Source organism: Streptomyces sp. CA-106110 (assembly GCF_050936285.1).
Classification (GTDB): Bacteria; Actinomycetota; Actinomycetes; order Streptomycetales; family Streptomycetaceae; genus Streptomyces.
On the sequence record NZ_JBNJNB010000001.1, the window covers coordinates 5,848,816 to 5,865,529 of the forward strand.

The 16,714-nt window shown below is 69.0% G+C and carries 18 protein-coding genes and 1 pseudogene; 12 read left to right on the top strand and 7 right to left on the bottom strand.

The features are described 5' to 3' along the window. Positions 1 to 117: 117 nt before the first annotated feature. From ACQEXA_RS26955 to ACQEXA_RS26980, 6 genes are all read left to right on the top strand, one after another. A complete protein-coding gene (locus tag ACQEXA_RS26955; protein WP_432930639.1) occupies positions 118 to 1,122 on the top strand; it encodes a DUF1259 domain-containing protein in 1,005 nt (334 codons plus the stop codon). A gap of 500 nt (positions 1,123 to 1,622) precedes the next feature. Continuing rightward, positions 1,623 to 2,198 (top strand): ATP-binding protein, encoded by a 576-nt coding sequence (locus ACQEXA_RS26960; RefSeq protein ID WP_433131304.1) that lies wholly within the window; start codon positions 1,623 to 1,625, stop codon positions 2,196 to 2,198. Positions 2,199 to 2,612: 414 nt separating this feature from the next. Continuing rightward, on the top strand, positions 2,613 to 4,358 hold the full coding sequence (locus ACQEXA_RS26965; protein ID WP_432939383.1) for a hypothetical protein: 1,746 nt from the start codon (positions 2,613 to 2,615) through the stop codon (positions 4,356 to 4,358). A gap of 345 nt (positions 4,359 to 4,703) precedes the next feature. Then, positions 4,704 to 5,771 carry a sodium:calcium antiporter gene (locus tag ACQEXA_RS26970; RefSeq protein WP_433131306.1) on the top strand — a complete coding sequence of 356 codons (1,068 nt, stop codon included), beginning with the start codon at positions 4,704 to 4,706 and terminating at the stop codon, positions 5,769 to 5,771. 137 nt (positions 5,772 to 5,908) lie between these two features. Further along, positions 5,909 to 7,291: an LCP family protein gene (locus ACQEXA_RS26975; protein ID WP_432930631.1), complete on the top strand. Its 1,383-nt coding sequence runs from the start codon at positions 5,909 to 5,911 to the stop codon at positions 7,289 to 7,291. Positions 7,292 to 7,405: 114 nt separating this feature from the next. Then, positions 7,406 to 7,633 carry a hypothetical protein gene (locus ACQEXA_RS26980; protein ID WP_433131308.1) on the top strand — a complete coding sequence of 76 codons (228 nt, stop codon included), beginning with the start codon at positions 7,406 to 7,408 and terminating at the stop codon, positions 7,631 to 7,633. Between the two features lie 31 nt (positions 7,634 to 7,664). Here the strand turns inward: ACQEXA_RS26980 and ACQEXA_RS26985 are convergent, their stop codons facing one another. The 5 genes and pseudogenes from ACQEXA_RS26985 to ACQEXA_RS27005 all read right to left on the bottom strand — a co-directional run. Further along, positions 7,665 to 8,129: a hypothetical protein gene (locus ACQEXA_RS26985; RefSeq protein ID WP_432930627.1), complete on the bottom strand. Its 465-nt coding sequence runs from the start codon at positions 8,127 to 8,129 to the stop codon at positions 7,665 to 7,667. 33 nt (positions 8,130 to 8,162) lie between these two features. Next, positions 8,163 to 8,702 (bottom strand): DoxX family protein, encoded by a 540-nt coding sequence (locus tag ACQEXA_RS26990; protein ID WP_433134626.1) that lies wholly within the window; start codon positions 8,700 to 8,702, stop codon positions 8,163 to 8,165. A gap of 142 nt (positions 8,703 to 8,844) precedes the next feature. Then, complete coding sequence (locus tag ACQEXA_RS26995) at positions 8,845 to 9,585, bottom strand: helix-turn-helix transcriptional regulator (RefSeq protein WP_432930625.1); 741 nt, start codon at positions 9,583 to 9,585, stop codon at positions 8,845 to 8,847. Positions 9,586 to 9,938: 353 nt separating this feature from the next. Then, complete coding sequence (locus ACQEXA_RS27000; protein WP_432930623.1) at positions 9,939 to 10,214, bottom strand: SHOCT domain-containing protein; 276 nt, start codon at positions 10,212 to 10,214, stop codon at positions 9,939 to 9,941. A gap of 121 nt (positions 10,215 to 10,335) precedes the next feature. Next, a pseudogene (locus tag ACQEXA_RS27005) lies at positions 10,336 to 10,473 on the bottom strand (protein kinase); the annotation flags it as partial. Positions 10,474 to 10,590: 117 nt separating this feature from the next. On the opposite strand from ACQEXA_RS27005, the gene ACQEXA_RS27010 reads away from it, so the two are divergent. From ACQEXA_RS27010 to ACQEXA_RS27020, 3 genes are all read left to right on the top strand, one after another. Beyond that, on the top strand, positions 10,591 to 10,983 hold the full coding sequence (locus tag ACQEXA_RS27010; RefSeq protein ID WP_360996129.1) for a BlaI/MecI/CopY family transcriptional regulator: 393 nt from the start codon (positions 10,591 to 10,593) through the stop codon (positions 10,981 to 10,983). A 3-nt stretch (positions 10,984 to 10,986) separates the two neighbouring features. Beyond that, positions 10,987 to 11,922, top strand: a complete 936-nt coding sequence (locus ACQEXA_RS27015; RefSeq protein ID WP_433131310.1) for a M56 family metallopeptidase — start codon at positions 10,987 to 10,989, stop codon at positions 11,920 to 11,922. 282 nt (positions 11,923 to 12,204) lie between these two features. Next, positions 12,205 to 12,657: a hypothetical protein gene (locus ACQEXA_RS27020; protein ID WP_433131312.1), complete on the top strand. Its 453-nt coding sequence runs from the start codon at positions 12,205 to 12,207 to the stop codon at positions 12,655 to 12,657. 198 nt (positions 12,658 to 12,855) lie between these two features. Here the strand turns inward: ACQEXA_RS27020 and ACQEXA_RS27025 are convergent, their stop codons facing one another. Next, positions 12,856 to 13,506 carry a phosphatase PAP2 family protein gene (locus ACQEXA_RS27025; RefSeq protein ID WP_432930618.1) on the bottom strand — a complete coding sequence of 217 codons (651 nt, stop codon included), beginning with the start codon at positions 13,504 to 13,506 and terminating at the stop codon, positions 12,856 to 12,858. 398 nt (positions 13,507 to 13,904) lie between these two features. Here ACQEXA_RS27025 and ACQEXA_RS27030 point away from each other — a divergent pair, with 398 nt between their 5' ends. From ACQEXA_RS27030 to ACQEXA_RS27040, 3 genes are all read left to right on the top strand, one after another. Further along, positions 13,905 to 14,165 (top strand): hypothetical protein, encoded by a 261-nt coding sequence (locus tag ACQEXA_RS27030; protein ID WP_432930616.1) that lies wholly within the window; start codon positions 13,905 to 13,907, stop codon positions 14,163 to 14,165. A gap of 138 nt (positions 14,166 to 14,303) precedes the next feature. Further along, positions 14,304 to 15,632, top strand: a complete 1,329-nt coding sequence (locus ACQEXA_RS27035; protein WP_433131314.1) for an MGDG synthase family glycosyltransferase — start codon at positions 14,304 to 14,306, stop codon at positions 15,630 to 15,632. Next, positions 15,629 to 16,363: a polysaccharide deacetylase family protein gene (locus tag ACQEXA_RS27040; RefSeq protein WP_432930612.1), complete on the top strand. Its 735-nt coding sequence runs from the start codon at positions 15,629 to 15,631 to the stop codon at positions 16,361 to 16,363. Before ACQEXA_RS27035 ends, ACQEXA_RS27040 begins: the two co-directional genes overlap by 4 nt. 55 nt (positions 16,364 to 16,418) lie before the next feature. Here ACQEXA_RS27040 and ACQEXA_RS27045 read toward each other — a convergent pair whose 3' ends face one another. Next, positions 16,419 to 16,646: a hypothetical protein gene (locus ACQEXA_RS27045; protein WP_432930610.1), complete on the bottom strand. Its 228-nt coding sequence runs from the start codon at positions 16,644 to 16,646 to the stop codon at positions 16,419 to 16,421. Between the last annotated feature and the right edge of the window lie 68 nt (positions 16,647 to 16,714).

A 16,714-nucleotide genomic window follows, 5' to 3' on the forward strand; every position in this document is an offset into this window, starting at 1 on the left:
CTGTGGCTGAGGTCGGCGGAACATCCCCCATTCACCCGAACACCACACACGCCGAGGACCCTCTGTAGGGTCGCAAATACCTTGAGTAAGGGGAAATTCTCGACCAGAGGAGACCCCATGCCCCGCGCACGGAATGCACCGAACCTCGGCACGCTGGCACTGACCCTGCTCACGACATCCACCCTGATCACGGCCGGCACCAGCCCCACGTGGGCATCGCCCACCCCAGCCACTCCGCAGACAGCGATATCCAACGGAAGCGACCCCGCCCCACAGGCAATGCCTCCGCTGCCCACCACGGAATCCGACTGGAAGCCGGTCGCCGACACTCTCGGCCGTACCGGATCAGTGATGGGCGGGACGGTCTACCACGTTGCCCTTCACCGCAAGGACCTGAAGGTGACCAGCAAGGGCGTGGCCATCAAGCCCGGGTTCGCGCTCGGCGGGTACGTGAACTTCGCCAAGTACCACGACGACACCCTGGTGATGGGCGACCTGGTGGTCACCGAGGACGAGTCACCCAAGGTCATAGACGCCCTACAGACGGCAGGCATCGAGCAGACAGGAATCCACAAGCACCTCCCGCAGCAGTCCCCCGCTGTCTGGTGGATCCACATCCACGGGACGGGTGATCCGATCACCCTCGCCCGCGGCGTCAAGCAAGCCCTCGCGGCCACGAGCATTCCCGCCGCGTCGCCGTCCAAGCCGACCCAGCCGCCCATCGACCTGGACACCACCGCCATTGACAAGGCCCTGGGCCGCAAGGGCACCGCCGACGGCGGCATCTACAAATTCTCCATCGCCCGCCGGAACACCGTCACCGAAGGCCGGCACATCCTGCCCCCGGCCCTGGGCATCACCACGGCAGTGAACTTCCAGCCCCTCGGCGGCGGCAAGGCCGCGATCAACGGCGACTTCGTCATGACCGCCGACGAGGTGAACAAGGTCATCAGGGCCCTGCGGCGCGGCGGCATCAACATCGTCGAGGTGCACAACCACATGCTGGACGAGCAACCCCGCCTGTTCTTCCTGCACTTCTGGGCGACCGGCGACGGCGCGCGCCTGGCGCAGGCCATCCGCCCCGCCCTCGATGTCACCAACCTCACGAAGCCCACCACCTGACCCAGGCCCAAACAGGTAGAGCCTTGAACCGCCGCCTGAGCGCCGAATAGAAGGCGACCCGCGGGACGCCCGGCGACCGGCCGCCCAAGCGCCAGAGCGACGCGCATGCCCGTTGCGTGCCCGTTCCGGCGGGACGTAGCGAGGACTCGCGGGGAACAGCGGCGGCGACCACGCTCCGGACCAGGTCAGAGACTTCGCAGGTCGGCCGGAATCCGCATACGGCGTCTTCCAACTAGTGCTCCAGGACTCGGGCAGCGGCGCTTGCCTGGTCATTGAGACTCCACCGCCCTCTGTCCGGTGGCGAGCAGACAGCCGGTCCCGGCCGGCACAGGGCAGCGGCTACGAGTGACGAGGCCGGTCAGTCCGCGTGAAGACGCCGGTGACCGTGTGCCCTGGGACGAGGTAGCAGTCATGTACGCGACCGAGTCTGGGATGCAGGGGGTGCGCGGTTGTGGTCTGTGCATCCAGGGGAGTCGGGCCGCTGCCCTGCCGGATCTGCGGTGCCCGACGTGGGAATGCGCCGCCTGGGCACCGCCCTGGCACACCCAAGTCGCTGCCTGGAAGACCTGTGCACCCGCGCGGTGGAGACCTTCCCGGGCCAGGCACCGTCCGACGACGTCACCCTGCTCCTGGTGCGGACGCTCTCACTCAGCCCCGCCCAGGTCGCCTCCTGGACGCTGCCGAACGACCGGACCGCTGTCCGCAGCGCCCGGCACATGGCGGCCCGCCAGCTGACCGAATGGGGCCTGGAAGGTCTCCAGGACCCCACGCAACTGATCGTCAGTGAACTGGTCACCAACGCCATCCGCCACAGCACCGGCCCAATCGGACTGTGCCTGATCCACCACCAAGCCCTGACCTGCGAAGTATTCGACACCGACGCCAACTCCCCGCGTCTGCGTGACGCACGCGCCATCGACGAAAACGGCCGCGGCCTTTCCCTGGTCACCCAGCTGTCCCGCAGATGGGGCACCCGCCCAGCATCGGGCGGCAAAGTCATCTGGGCCGAACAAGACCTGGACTCCGCACCCTCACACACACGGGCCTCCGGCACACCACCCCCGCGCAAGGAGTAACCGAGCCATCCCCCTCCACCGCGAGCATCCGGCATGCAGGTCAAACACAGCAGGGGCCGGAGCGAGGTCGGATCGAACTCTTAAAGCGGGTGTCGCAGGTTCGAATCCTGCAGCGCGCGGAGCCTGACAGCTCGCGCCCGCGAGGCGGCGGCAGAAACGGACGCCTCCCGGGCCTTCCCGGGCGGACGATTTCGCACAAACTGCTTACCGGCTACAGCCTTGTAGACACCAGGTGAACTGTAGATGATCGAACAGGGGCGTCCATTCGTCCCTGCCCTGAACGGTGGATGCGCGCATCCCTTGCCGGGGCGGTCGGATGAACCTCCGGCCCGGCGGGACCTCGCCACATGTGGTTGCCGCCCAACGGAGGCGAGGCAGAGGAGACAGTCCTTGGTTGACACCCATCGTGGCGGAATGGGCGTCGAAATCCGTCGTCGTGCCGCGACGCACCGTACGGCACCGCCCCCGACCTCCACCGTCGGTGTCCCGGACGCCGGGCCCCAGCAGCTGCACCGCGGACTGACCCTGCTGGCCACGGTCAGCCTGTTCATCGGCACGCGCGCCGCCTGGACCACCGCGATGGCGTCGAGCCCGCCGGTCGCCGCCGCCATCTCCGTCTGCTACGCCTCGATCCTCGTCTGCGCCGTCCTCAGCCTCCTCGTGCGCACCCGCCGGGCACTGATCCGGGTCGACGCGGCCGTACTGATCACCGCCGTCGCGCTGGTGATCTGCGGCTACCTGCTCGACCACGCCGGCAACGACGAAGGCGCGCTGACCGCCCAGGCCGCGCACCAGATCCTGCACAGCCAGCCGGTCTACGGCCAGCCATGGCCCTGGTTGTTCGCCAGGCACGGCGTCGGGATCACCAAGACCATGTCCGGCGGCGCCGACTACACCTACGGCTATCCCCCGCTGACCGCCCTGCTCGCCGCCCCGGTACACGCCATCGTCCACTCGACGACGGCCGCCACCCTGGTCCCCACAGGCGCGCTCCTGCTTTCCTCCATCCTGCTGTGGATCCTGCTCCCGGCACCCTGGCGATCCGCCGCCACGGCCGTGTGCCTCGGCTTCGGCCTCCTGCCCCACTACGCCTACGCCGGCTACCCGGCCATCACGGCCCTCGCCCTGCTCATCCCCGTCGTCGTCCGCTGGCCCGGCACGGGCGAGGGCGGCCACCTCGGGCCGGCGGGCGTACTGCGGGCAGCCTGCCTGGGGGCCGCCTGCGCCGCCCAGCAACTGGCCTGGTTCCTCGCCCCGTTCCTCCTGATCGGCCTGTACGCCGTCCGGCGCAGCGAACTCGGCCCCCGGCGCGCCCTGGCAGTCACCACCCGGTACACCGCCACCGCCGCCCTCACCTGGTCCGCGGTCAACGCGTACTTCGCCGTCCAGGACTTCCCGGCCTGGCTGCACGGAATCCTGCTGCCACTGGAACAGAAGGCGATCCTGCACGGGCAGGGCGTGATGGGCATCTCCTACTACTTCACCGCGGGCAGCAGCCGCCTCGACTACTACTCCTACGGCAGCCAACTGCTCCTGTTCGGCCTGCTCGCAGCCACGCTGCTGTTCGTCCGGCGGCTGGGCCCCGCCCTCACCGTCCTGCCCTGGATCGCGTTCTACCTGGCCACGCGCTCCCAGGACGGCTACTTCCTGATGATGACCCCGCTGTGGCTGGCAGCCGCCGCGACCGTCCCGGCCGCCGCGTTCGCCACCGCCTGGCAGCCACGCCTGCCCCGCCTCACCGGCCGACGCGCGAAGGCCGTCGTCGCGGCCGGGTTGCTCGCCCCCGCCTTCGCATGCGTCGTGATCGCTGCGGTGAGTACCCCTCCTCTGCGCATGAGCCTCACGCCGCACTTCGCCAAGCACGGGTCACGTGTCGGTGTCACCGCCATCGAGGTCAGGGCCGTCAACACCACCGGTACGGCGCTTGAGCCGCACTTCGCGAGCCGTACCGGCCAGGGCGCCTCCAACTGGTGGACGATCGCCTCAGGTCCCGCCGTGCTGGCCCCGCACACCTCCGCGGACTATCGCGTGGAGCCCGAGGGGGGTTTCCGTGCGATGCCCGGTGGTCACGGGCCGGGAAGCTATCTCATCGCCGTCACCGGCACACCGATGACGATCACCACCGCCCACATCCCGGCCGCCACCTCCGCCGTTCCGTAGGAGGGGGCGCACTTCCAGAACCCGCTCGCAGGAGTTCCGGCCGACCTGATCAGCGCGGGTGGGTATGCAGACCGGGTATACACATGGCTTTTGGGACGTCGACGAGCACCCTGTATGCTCGGCGGCTGCGAAGGGGAGTAGCCCCGCAATACCGGTCGTCGACACACTGGAGCCCAGCGCCGGGTTCCCGGTGACCGGGCCCGCACGGTTCGTGTGCGGGTGGGCGAGACCTTCGGCCCTTTGTCGACGACGTATGCGCGTTGGCGGGGTCGAAGCTGCCGCCATCTCTCCTCGCGCGGTCGTTCTCGAAGCCCCCGCCGGTGCGGGAAGGCTTGGACGAGACCCGTGATTCATTTCGTTCTGTTGATCGTCTGCGCGGTGGCGATCTATCTGTCCTGCGAGTGGTTCGTCAATGCCGTGGAGTGGCTGGGCGAGCGCTTGAACGTGGGGAAGATGGCGGTCGGTACGATCCTGGCCGCCTTTGGTACCGCGCTGCCCGAGTCCGTGGTCACTCTCGTCGCGGTCACCACCGGTGGCACCGAAGAGGCCAAGAACATCGGCGTGGGTGCCGCGATGGGCGGCCCGCTGGCACTGGCCACCGTCGCCTACGGCGTGACCGGCGCAGTGCTGCTGCTCAAGCGCCGCAAGGAGCGCACCTCCGCGTTGGTCGCCGCGGGCGGTGTGGGGCCGGACCGCTTCGATCCGCAGGCGCCTCACACTGAGCAAGCGCTCGGCAGCGAAAAGGACATGAAGCGGCTGGCCAAGGACCAGAAGTGGTTCCTGCCGATCTTCATCGTCAAGGTGGCACTCGGCCTGGTCGCCTTCGCTTTCAAGCCCGCGCTCGGTCTGCTGTTCTTCGCCGCATACGCGGTCTACTTCTGGCGGGAGATCCGCGGTGGCCAAGACGAGGACGGCGAAGAGGAAGAGCTGGAGCCGCTGAAGTTCCAGCCCAAGGCCGCCTCCCCCGCCACCTGGGCCGTCATCGCGCAGACGCTCGTCACCCTCGTCGTGATCTTCTTCGCCTCGCAGTTGTTCGTGAAGCAGCTGGACGCCATCGGTCCGATGCTGGGCCTGTCCGCCTCGGTCACCGCCCTGTTGCTCTCCCCGATCGCCACGGAACTCCCGGAGATCATGAACGCGATCATCTGGGTGCGGCAGGGCAAGACCAAGCTGGCGCTCGCCAATATCTCCGGCGCCATGATCATCCAGGCCACCGTGCCCTCCGGCCTGGGTCTGCTGTTCACGACGTGGCATTTCGACGGCGCGCTGCTGTGGTCGGGCCTGATCACCATGGCGGCGATCGTCTACCTGCTGCTGACCATGCGCGCCCACAAGCTCACCCCTGCGCGTCTCACGGTCGCGGCCGGCTTCTACGTGCTCTTCGCTCTCGGCCTGATACCCATCCTGCGCTGAGCGGGTGCCCCGTGCTGCCACCTGGGCCCGCGTGGCCGCACGGGACGGTGCTGTCGGTCGGACTTGCCGCCGACGGCCGGGCCACCTCCCGTCCGCGCGAATCAGCACTCGCCACAGCGAAGGAGCCTCTCCCTGTCATGGCAGGACACGCGCGCAGCACATCCGGCTTCCAGGAACCCACGAGCAGGCGGCGCCGGCGCCCCAAACGACGCATTGGCCGGTGGATCGCGTTGACCGTCTCGGTCCTGATCCTGGGGACCGCTGCCGTGGGTGGCTGGGTGTATACGCACCTCAACGGCAACATCACGGGCGCCGACGTGGGCAATTCGCTCGGCGACAACCGGCCCAAGGCCGCCGTCGGGGGCCAGAACATCCTGGTCATCGGATCCGACAGCCGCAAAGGGCTCGGGGACGCCTACGGCAAGAACCTCACCACCATGCAATCCGACACCCTGATGCTGCTGCACACCGGCGGCGACGGGAAATGGGCCACGGTCGTCTCCTTCCCCCGCGACTCCTGGGTGCAGATCCCCGCCTGCGACCGGGGCAACGGCACCCGGTCCACCGCCCACCACTTCAAGATCAACGAGGCGTTCGCGATCGGCGGCTCGACCGGCGACACCGCGAAGGCCGCCGCCTGCGCCATCAAGACCGTCGAGACGAACACCCACGTGCGGATCGACCACTTCCTGATCGTCGACTTCCGTGGCTTCACCGGCATGGTCAACGCGCTCGGCGGCGTCCAGGTCTGCCCGAAGCAGGCCATCCATGACAAGAAGGCTCACCTCGATCTGAAGGCCGGATGCCAGATCGTCAAGGACGAGAAGGCCCTGGGCTATGTCCGCGCCCGCTACAGCATCGGCGACGGCTCCGACATCGGCCGCATCGGCCGCCAGCAGGAATTCATGCAGTCCCTGGCCACCCGCGCCAAGTCCAAGCTCTACAACCCCACCGCCCTCTACGGGTTTCTGAACTCCGCCACCAAGTCCTTGACCGCAGACCCCGGCCTGGCCGGCCTCAAGCAGCTCTACAGCCTGGCCACCAGCGTCAAAGGCATACCCACCGATCGCATCTCGTTCCTGACCGTCCCCAACTACCCGCGCGAGCGGGACGTGCCCACCGACAAGGCCAACGTCGCCTGGCAACTGCCCGCAGCCCAAGACCTGTTCACCGCTCTCAACCACGACCGGGAAATGACCAAGGCCGACCTGAAAAAAGCCGTCCACCTACCCGCGCCGGCGAGCACGGTGCACGTCACCGTCCTCAACGGCACCGACACCAAGGGCGAAGCATTGAAGGTCGCCGACCAACTCCGCGCCCTCGGCTTCCAGATCACCTCCACCGGCAACGCACCCGCCACGGCCGGCAAGACCACGCTCACCTACGCCCAGGGCCAGTCGGAGCAGGCCCAGGCACTCGCCGCCCACCTGCCCGGCCTCACGCCCACCCTGTCAAGGCAGGCCGCCGCTGGAGCGGTCACGTTGACCATAGGCCCCGACCTGCCCGCCCTCAGCGGCTAACCCGCCCCGCAGATCGAAGGACCAAGCCGAACACCCCGCGCATTCCGGGCCCGGGCGCGGATGTCAGCACACCCACAACGCCAAGAGGCCTACTTCGTCTGGAGAACCGTGGCCGTGGACGACATCACACCGCCCGGCCCGGGCATGGATCCGCCATCGAACGGCTTCATGCCCGTGCCGGACTGCTGGATCTGCGCGGTCGTCCAGACCGTCGCGGAAGCGGCCTGGCACGGAGAGGACGGTCTGACTCTGCACACCTGGCTGTCGGTGACAGCCAGCGGCATGCGGCACCGAATGACAGATCACGGACTGCCTCCCGCAGGGCGCGTTGCGCACGAGTAACGCGCGCCACCTCACCGGCACATGACGACGCCTACCGGGGCTTCGATGGGCCCGGCCCCGGTGCGCTCCGTTCGCGGATTGCCTTGTTTCGGATCTTGGGCTCAGCGGTACCCACGGCTGTCCCCTCCCCGAGCCAGGCGAGGAAAGCGAGAACGAAGATTCCCTCGACGATCAAGGAAAGGGCGCCGTAGGGCGGCTCCCATCCGGGTTCGTAGTAACCGCCCGGCAGGCCGACGGTGCGCGACAGCGCAAAACCGGTGATCATGCCGAGACTCACGAGGGCCCCGACCAGCCACGCGGCCAGGGAACGCTTCAAGGTGACGAGCCCCACCGCCACGACCAGCATGACGACACTTCCCACGGCGAACAGAACGCCGATGTAGAACTTCTCCTTGAGGTGATCAGGGACGAGCAGGGTGTGCAGCACCGTGTTGCCGACCGCACAGCACACTCCCAGTCCTCTCAGGCGGGCTTCGGCGGAGTGCGTGGAGTTCATGGCGACTCCAACCGTTCGCTGGCATTGGAGGGTTCAAAGACTCAGCACGACGGCGGCAGCAATCCCTCCCAGGCTCAAGGCGAAGGCGCCCGCGACCCAGCCACCGGCACCCCAGCGGAAGATCCGGTCAACGGCCAGCCGGCCGGGACCCATCAGGGCGACGGCCAGGGCGACGACGGCGATGCAGACGCTGTACTCCACGCCGCCGCGGGTCTCCCACAGACCGTGGGAGCCGGTCACGGTGACCATGGCATTGATCATCACGCCGACGAGGGCGGCGGCCGCGAGCGGGGTGAGCAGCCCCACAGCCAGACCAAGGCCACCGAGGAACTCGGACAGACCGCCGACCAGGGCGTAGACCTTTCCCGGGTGGTAACCAAGGGCTGCGAACCCCTGACCGGTCGCCGTCAGCCCCTTGCCCCCGAAAAGCCCGAACAGCTTCTGAGCGCCGTGGCCGGCCATCAACAATCCGAAGGTCAGCCTGATCAGCAAAAGCCCCCAGTCGGAGGCGGACGACCTCGGCGTCACGGTGTGCCGCGCTGCCGGTTCCAGGGGAGCCGAGGTCTGGTGCATATAAATCTTCGTAGCCATGGCATGCTCCGGCGAGCATGTGAACTAGGGCGCTTCCTCAGCCCGGCCCGCGCCGAGCCATCGGCGGCGGGCATTCACGCCACACCGTTGGCGGATGCTTCCCGGCCGCAGCCTCTGCGCCGGTTCACCGCCCGCAGGCGGTACCGGGTTCCGAGGGGCCTTGAGCCTCGCCGTCGGCGCGGAGTTCGACGCAGCATGCGTCGGGCCGCGGGGCGAGCACCGCTGTGGTCTTGTCACTTCCCAGGCCGTGCAGATAGCCGGCCAGGAAAGCCTGGTTGACGGCGCAGACCAGGGTGGGGGCTTTGGCCGCCAAGGGATGGAAGGGGCAGTTGCGCAGCCGGAGCAGGGTCGGCGCGGAACGCTCCGGCTCATACCCGAGCCCCTCCAGCGTGTCGGCAGCCAGGCTGAGCCCCTGCTCGGCGTCGAGCCGGCCGGGACGTACCTGTTCCCGTTCGGCGCCGCCCAGGGTCTCACCGCGCCGATACGCCACGCGGAGCGCGGTGTCGCGGGCCGATTCGCCCCCGGCCTCGGTCACGACGGCCTCGGTCAGGACGTCGGCGAGCATGCCGTAGCGGCGCTCGGGGATGCTCACCGCGATGGCCTCCGCCACCGGCTCATAGACCTTGGGCCTGCGGCCGACCTTGTGGATCATTCCCGCAGGCGTTTGGCTGTGAGATCGGAGCAGACCGACTGCCACCATCTTGTCCAGGTGGAACGCCGCCAGCTTGCGGGAGATCCCGAGGCTCGCGGCCACCTCCTCGCGCGTGACCGGACGCCGCTCCTGCCGGATGAAGTCGAACATGCGGCGGCGCAGATCGTCGCCAAGGGCGGCAAGAGTGGTCAACGAGGTGTGATCCAGTCCCACGACGCCATGATATCGCTAATAAAGTCGGGTGAAACTCCCGAAATGCCATTTTTTCGGCGAACCCAGCGGTAACTGGATCCTCCAGCACCCGACACTCCCGGCGAGAGCGCCGGCCCCAACGCCCTCATGCGCACCGGAGAACCAACCGTAAGCGAGCCCGCCGTCCACTGATCCCACCGGCGCAGGGGGTGAGCCAATGGCGGATTGCCGGAGGTTCCCGGCAATCCGGCGATCAAAGTCCTGGTGCTTGCTGCTCCGCCTCAGGCCCAGGCGGCTGATCCCTCGGCTGATCCCTGGGCTGTCTCTGGGCTGTGCGAGGCGTGGGAGTCGCTTCCCTCGACGGCGGTTCGCGCTCACCAGCGCTCCCGCAGCAGTGTGAGACGGCGTTTGTACTCGTCCTCGTCGATCTCTCCGCGGGCGAACCGCTCGGCAAGCAGGTCCTCAGCCTGCCGGCTTCCCCCTCGGGGTCCGCCCGAAGCCGGATGCGGGCCGGACTGGTGGTGATGGGTTCCGGTGAGGTAGCGCACGAGCGCGATGACTCCAACGATGATCAGAGCCCAGAACAGCACCATAAACACGATCATGGCGAACCAGCCGCCCCAGCCCCATCCGCCGTCGTACCACATCATGCCGACCACTTCCCTCGGCTGGTGGCTGTGTGAATTCCAGGATGGCCAGCGGAGGCATCTCAGGAGTGGGGCCATCCTTCCCCGCGAGGGGGCCGGATGGGCCAACAACCGCCCTCGCCCCGGGGAATGTCCCCGGGAATGCGACCGCGCGCCAGCCGGTGGCGGAGATGAGCAGGAAAGCTCCGAGGGCGTAGATGTCCGCTTCCTGTGACGGTTCGGCTAGTCCCGTGGCGAGCACGCTGCGCGCGATCTCCGGAGCCAGCCGCTCGCGCGGCCGTTGGAGACGTCCTCGTGATCGAGATAGCCGTTTTTCTACGTCTCGTAGTAGCTTGAGCGGTCGACAATGACCTGGCAGAAGCAGCGAGGGAGGTTCCAGATGACGGGCGGTAAGGACGACCGGGGCGAGGCCCGACGACGTGCGCGGGGTGAGCTGGAAGCAGAGGTGCTGGCTGCCTTGTGGTCCGTCGGCGGCCCGGTGCCCGCGGCTGTGGTCCAGGAACAGGTGCCCGGTGCCGCGTATACGACGGTGCTGACCATCCTGACTCGGCTGTGCGACAAGGGGATGGTGACCCGGCAACGGGAGGGGCGCAGCCATGTCTACGCCCCCGTGGATGACCAGGCCGGACATGCGGCTGCGGGAATGCACTCGCTGCTGGACGAGGGTGGAGACCGTGCGGCGGTGCTGGCCCGGTTCGTTTCGGATCTGTCGTCGGAGGACGAGCAACTGCTGGAGCAGTTGTTGCACGGCGATTTTCCTGACCGGGGGTGAGTCGTGTTCTGGCCGGTGCCGATGTATCTGCCGTTGCTGGTGAGCGCGGCGCTGGCGTTGGTTGCGCCATGGGTGGGGCGCCGGATGCCCCCGCGCGTGGGCGCGTGGGCGATGTTGTGCGCGGCAGTAGTGGCGGCCGGAACCTGGGTGACCGAGCTGGCGATTCTGGCCTTCACCGCGGTGGGCCAGGTGCCGCTGGTGGCGGAACAGGGGCCGTGGTCGGTGAGTGTGCTGGCGGCGGAGGATCCGGTGAGCCGGAAGACAGCCGCGGTGTGTGCCGGGGTGGTCCTGCTCGTAGTGGTGAGCCTGACCGTGGCGTCCTGGCGTCGTGGACGTGCCTTGGTCGATGCCTGGCGGGAATGTCGGCACATCGCATCAGGCGGGGATTTGGCCGTGCTCGACGATCCGATGCCGGCGGCGTTCGCTGTGCTCGGCATGCCGGGGCGGGTGGTCGTCTCCTCCGGGATGCTGCGGCTGCTGGACGGCCTGGAGCGGCGCGCTCTGCTCGCCCATGAACGGGCGCATCTGCGGCATCGGCACCATCTGTTTTCGCTGGTGCTGCATCTGACAGCGGTAGTGAACCCGCTGTTGCGGCCCTCGGAGCGGGCAGGGGCGTTTGCCGTGGAGCGCTGGGCGGATGAGGAGGCCGGGGCTGTGGTGGGGGACCGGCGGCTGGTCGCCAGGGCCATCGCGCGGGCAGCACTGGCATCGAGCCGGGCCAAGCCGGCGGCACTGTCCGCGACCGGCGGGCCGGTGCCCCAACGTGTCCAGGCGCTGCTGGCTCCGCCGCTCCGCCGCTCCAACATGATGATGGCGGCGTTCGTCGTCCTGATGGGGACCTGCTGCGCAAGCCTGGCCGTCACGGCACACGACACAGAGCGGTTGTTCGAGGCCGCGATGCACGCTCACACCACCGCAGCGCAGCTGCGCACGCGCTGACCGCTCTCCCAGGGGCCTTCGGCACCAGACTCCTGGCGGTCGGGCATGAGTGCCGGCCTGCCGGGGGATCGTGTCCGATGTGAGCGGACGCTATCTACCGTGGCTGGGCGTGCCGTTGCAGCACGGCCCCTGGGTCGCCGCGTTCGCGGCCTTCGCTGTCACGCCGGGTGGTCTGTGGCTGTTGGCGCTCGTGCTGGAGCGCCGGCTGATGGGTGTTCGTACCGGGTTCATGGCGGTGCTGCTCGGCGATCCGCTGCTGGCCGTGGCCGTCGCGCTGGGCGTATGGCGAATGGGGGCGGCGGCGCCGGGCGGGCCGGCGGGGCGGTGGTGGGGCTGGCCTGCGGCGGGGTCTGGCTGTGCTTCGGCCTGGCGCAGTGGTGGGGAGAGCTGCGGGCAGGATTCTTCACCTGTGAGCAGGCGATGGCGCCGACCAAGATCTGGCACCAGTTGGTGGTCTATCCGCTGCTCGGGTACTGGCTGTGGACGGCCGGCGTGGGTGGCCTGCTGGCGCCCGGTGCGCGTCTGAGCGATATCGCCGGGCGCGTACTGATCACGGCGTGTGTCGCGGGCTGGATGCTGATCAACGGCTACGACCGGCGCCGTCCGAAGCTCGGACATCCTCCGTACGACTGGCGAAGGCTTCGCCCCTTCCCGCAGCCCTGGTCGGCTTCGTCCCGCACACTGAGCGCCTACCGGACCGAGATCGGCGCCGAGGAGCGGGTCGGCCGTCGCTGAGGGAAACCGTCCGCGTTCCAGCCAGTGCCCACGGAAGGCCGGGGCGTGGAAGCGACGGCGAACACGATCTCCGTCAGCGCGAACTGGTACGGCTCGGAGCGCCGGATGGCCTGAGCGGCTGGTCCAGGACAGCCGGAAGGTCGGTGCAGGCGCCGGGCAGTTGAGGAGTGCTCGGCGCGGGTCCCCTTCGGGCGCCGATCACTGTGCGTGCTGAGCGACGGCAGGGGGTTCGGCGGTCAGCACCGGACGGAGCGCGCCACGGTTCAGGGCCGCGACCAGTGGGGTGGCCCAGCGGCGCAGCGCGAGGCTGGTGAGGTAGGCGACAGGAAGGGCGAGGATCGCGGAACCGAGGACGTCGTGGAGGTAGTGGTCGCCGACGTAGACCCGGGAGAAGCCCTCCACGACGGCGAACACCGCGGCGATGGCGCTCAGGCGGCGGTCCAGCAGGAACAGCGCGGCCACGGTCGCGGCGGCCACAGTGGCGTGGCCGCTGGGAAAGGCGTAGTCCGACGGTGCCGGGCAGGAGTCGACCAGGTAGGCGTGGGGCATCGACCGGCAGGGCCGTACCTCGGCAACGATCTTCTTGACCACCTCGGCGGCCGCGAAGGCAATCACCACCGCGACCGGTGCGGCAAGCGCGACAGTCATCGCCTGTGTGCCGCGGCGGCGCGCATGCCACCAGCCCATGACCATGAGGACCGCGAAGACGCCCAGGCCGAGGTTGGTCCATACCTCCATCGGGGTGTTGAGCCACTTGGTGTCGCGGGCGAAGTCGGTGACGGTGGTGAACAACGAACCGTCGATGCCGGATCCGTCGAAGGCCAGCTGCGCGGTGGCGGCCGCGGTCATGGGCACGTCCTTCCATGTGAGCAGGAGGCGCCGTGGAACGGCCCGGCGCCGTCGGCCGATCCCCACGCCCGCGATGGCATGCTGGTGACATCACGGTGAATCAGTGGTGGCCGTAAAGCCAACCTACTACATGTTGTAGAATATTGTGGTCTGCAGCCCGAGCGACTCAGTCGCCGGATCACTGCCGGCTTCCATCCGTGAATGCCTTCAGGCCCTTGTGCGCATTCCGGCGTCCGGGCCTGCCGCGCGTCGCCGCGGCAGCCTGCAGAAGCGGGGTGGTGGCGTGTCATTGACGGGCCCTCCGCCTCTCTTCGGCGCACCCTCACCACGCTTCTACATCATGTAGTAGTTTTGCCGTATCCAGCCCTCCGTCGGCCGTACCGTTGGAGCTCGCCCCTGTGATCGCCGCCCTCCTGTGCACATTTACCGTCGCCATTGAGGTCGGAGTGCAGGTCGTCGCTGTGCTCATCCCGCTCGTCGCGCTCCTGGCCACCGCCGCCATGAGTTCGGCCAGAGTGCGCCGCCAGTTCGGCTGTGCTGGATATCTGTTCACGCTGGCCCTGTATGCCTTGGCCCCGGTGGCGATTCGTGCGGCGGGGTGGGCGACGCAAGGTCCCGATGAGTTCGGGCTATGGCTGCCAAATTTCTACATCATGTAGTAGCTTCGGCCTTCGATGTCCGCCGAGACCGAGTAGCCGCACTCGGCCGTGAAGGTGTGCGCCCCGCCCTGCGCACGGCACCGTCGAGGCTTCGAGCATCTCCGGCCGTGCGCTGTTCCGTCAGGAGGCTGAACAAACGTGCCCCACCGTGATGACCTGGCATCCCAGCCGGCACCCTCTGCGCTCCAGCTGGGCTCGGGCCCCAGGCGGATCGTCCTCATCTCCGCGAGTGTCGGCGCAGGACACGACGGGGCCGCCGCCGGGCTCGCCGACCGGCTGACCGCGCACGGGTTTCTGGTCGACCGTCACGACTTCCTCGACCTCCTGCCCGCGCGAGCCGGCAGGTTGCTGTGCAGCGGCTACCACCGCCTGCTGACCTGGGCGCCGGAGGGTTACCAGCGCCTCTACAAGGCCACCGATCAGGCGTCACGCCCCGGCGCGCTCTGGCGGGCGCTGTTCCGCAGCGCCGAACACCGCACCCTCGCGGTGCTGCCACCGGACACGTGCGCGGTGATCTCGACGTACCCGGGGGCCGGCCAGGTCCTCGGCGCACTGCGGCGGCGCGGCCTGCTGAGGGTACCCGCCTTCACCTACCTGACCGACTTCTCCGTTCATGCCATGTGGGTCGCCCCCGGCGTCGACGCGCATTTGGCCGTGCACCCGGTTCCGGCAGCCCAGGCCCACGCACAAGGTGCGGCCGGCGTCACGGTCGCCGGTCCTGTCACCGACCCGTGCTTCACTCCCGCCACCGCGGAGCAACGGCCCGCCGCACGTACCCGGTTCGGTCTTCCGGCGCACGCGCCGCTGGCCTTGCTGGTCGCGGGCTCTTGGGGCGTCGGCCCGGTGAGGCAGGCGGCCGTCGAGATACAAAAGACGGGCGTCGCCGTCCCGGTGGTGGTGTGCGGACGAAACCAGGCCCTCGCCGAGGAGTTGCGACGGGACGGCATCGAGCACGCCTTCGGCTGGGTCGACGACATGCCGGGCTTGATGCACGCCTGCGACGTGCTGGTCCAGAATGCCGGCGGGCTGACCTCACTGGAGGCTTTGGCCGCTGGTCTGCCGGTGGCCAGCTACCGCTGCATCCCCGGCCATGGCCAGACCAACGCCCAAGCGCTGGAGGAGGCGGGTCTCGCGGCCTGGATCCGCGAACCGGCACAACTCGGCCCCGTGCTCACCGAACTCCTGCACGGGCCGCGCGGCCAGGCCCAACGCGCGGCGGGGATCGCCCTGCACGAATCCGCCCCCGGCCCGGTGCCCGCCATCACTGAACGAACCGGACATGGGCTCACGCCAACCGCACCGTCCGCAGCGGTGCGTCACACCGGCAGGCGGCGGCTGGCTCTGACCGCCACCATCGCGGCGGCGACCGTGTCGCTGGGTGTCGCCGCCCCGCTGGCCTATGCCTACGCCGAAGCCCCCACCCGCTTCATCGCCGTCACCCACTACCTGCACGGAGACAGGCGATGACCCAGGCACGCCCTGCCCTGTTCGCCGCGGCCGCGGCTCTGCCCGCGCTCGCCGCCCTGCACGCCGCACCCGTGATCTCCACGTTCGGTCCGCTCCGCAACACGGCCATGCCGCGTCTGGCCGGCCAGGGCCGCCCGGACCACGTCGCCCTCACCTTCGACGACGGCCCCGACCACCTGTCCACCCCGCTCTTCCTCCGCTTCCTCGAAGCACGCGGGATCCATGCCACCTTCTTCCTGCTCGGCTCGATGCTCGCCCGCTCTCCCGGGCTCGCGAAGGAGATGGCCGCCGCCGGGCACGAAATCGCCGTCCACGGCTGGCACCACCGCCCCCTGCTGGTGCGCGGCCCCCGTACCACCTACGACGACCTCGCCCGCGCCCGCGACGCGGTAGCCGACGTCACCGGCCGGCCACCGGTGCTCTTCCGGCCGCCGTACGGGGTGATGACCACCGCCGCCCATCTGGCCTGCCGCCGCCTCGGCTTGACCCCTGTGCTGTGGACCTGCTGGGGCGAGGACTGGCGCAAGCGGGCCACCCCCCGTTCCGTCGCGGACACCGTCCTGAGGGACCTGCGCGGCGGCGGCACCATCCTGCTGCACGACTCCGACTGCACTTCCGCCACCGGCTCCTGGCGCACCACCCTGCAGGCACTGCCCCGCATCCTCGACACGTGCCAGGCTCACGGTTGGCAGGTCGGTCCCCTGCGCGAGCACGGACACCGGGCGCAGTGAAGTTGCGAACCTCGGTGTGGGAGGGGTGTGCGCCTCAGAGGTTGCGGTCGGTTGGTCACCCGGTCAGGGCGATGAGTCGGTATGCCACATAGGCGGCAGCCGGTCCAAGTGCCAGGACGGTGGCGGCCATCAGTCCAGCGCGGGTCGCGAGCCTCTCGCGCACCTTCTCCGAGACGAACGCCACGACCCCGAGCAGCATGACGGACGGCAGTATCAACTCGACGCTCAGATCCAGCAGGATCGCCGCGTCGAAGGCAGCGGTGTGGGGAATCGAGGGGCTCATCCGACGTGCTCCGACTCGGGAGTGGGCTGGGCGGGCATGCCGCAAACTACTACATGATGTAGAACTGG

What these genes read in the sequence shown, in the direction of transcription:
- ACQEXA_RS26955 (WP_432930639.1), top strand. Translation starts at nt 118, where the DNA reads ATGCCCCGCGCACGGAATGCACCGAACCTCGGCACGCTGGCACTGACC.
- ACQEXA_RS26965 (WP_432939383.1), top strand. Translation starts at nt 2,613, where the DNA reads ATGGGCGTCGAAATCCGTCGTCGTGCCGCGACGCACCGTACGGCACCG.
- ACQEXA_RS26975 (WP_432930631.1), top strand. Translation starts at nt 5,909, where the DNA reads ATGGCAGGACACGCGCGCAGCACATCCGGCTTCCAGGAACCCACGAGC.
- ACQEXA_RS26985 (WP_432930627.1), bottom strand. Translation starts at nt 8,129, where the DNA reads ATGAACTCCACGCACTCCGCCGAAGCCCGCCTGAGAGGACTGGGAGTG.
- ACQEXA_RS26990 (WP_433134626.1), bottom strand. Translation starts at nt 8,702, where the DNA reads ATGCACCAGACCTCGGCTCCCCTGGAACCGGCAGCGCGGCACACCGTG.
- ACQEXA_RS27000 (WP_432930623.1), bottom strand. Translation starts at nt 10,214, where the DNA reads ATGATGTGGTACGACGGCGGATGGGGCTGGGGCGGCTGGTTCGCCATG.
- ACQEXA_RS27010 (WP_360996129.1), top strand. Translation starts at nt 10,591, where the DNA reads ATGACGGGCGGTAAGGACGACCGGGGCGAGGCCCGACGACGTGCGCGG.
- ACQEXA_RS27020 (WP_433131312.1), top strand. Translation starts at nt 12,205, where the DNA reads ATGGCGAATGGGGGCGGCGGCGCCGGGCGGGCCGGCGGGGCGGTGGTG.
- ACQEXA_RS27025 (WP_432930618.1), bottom strand. Translation starts at nt 13,506, where the DNA reads ATGACCGCGGCCGCCACCGCGCAGCTGGCCTTCGACGGATCCGGCATC.
- ACQEXA_RS27040 (WP_432930612.1), top strand. Translation starts at nt 15,629, where the DNA reads ATGACCCAGGCACGCCCTGCCCTGTTCGCCGCGGCCGCGGCTCTGCCC.
- ACQEXA_RS27045 (WP_432930610.1), bottom strand. Translation starts at nt 16,646, where the DNA reads ATGAGCCCCTCGATTCCCCACACCGCTGCCTTCGACGCGGCGATCCTG.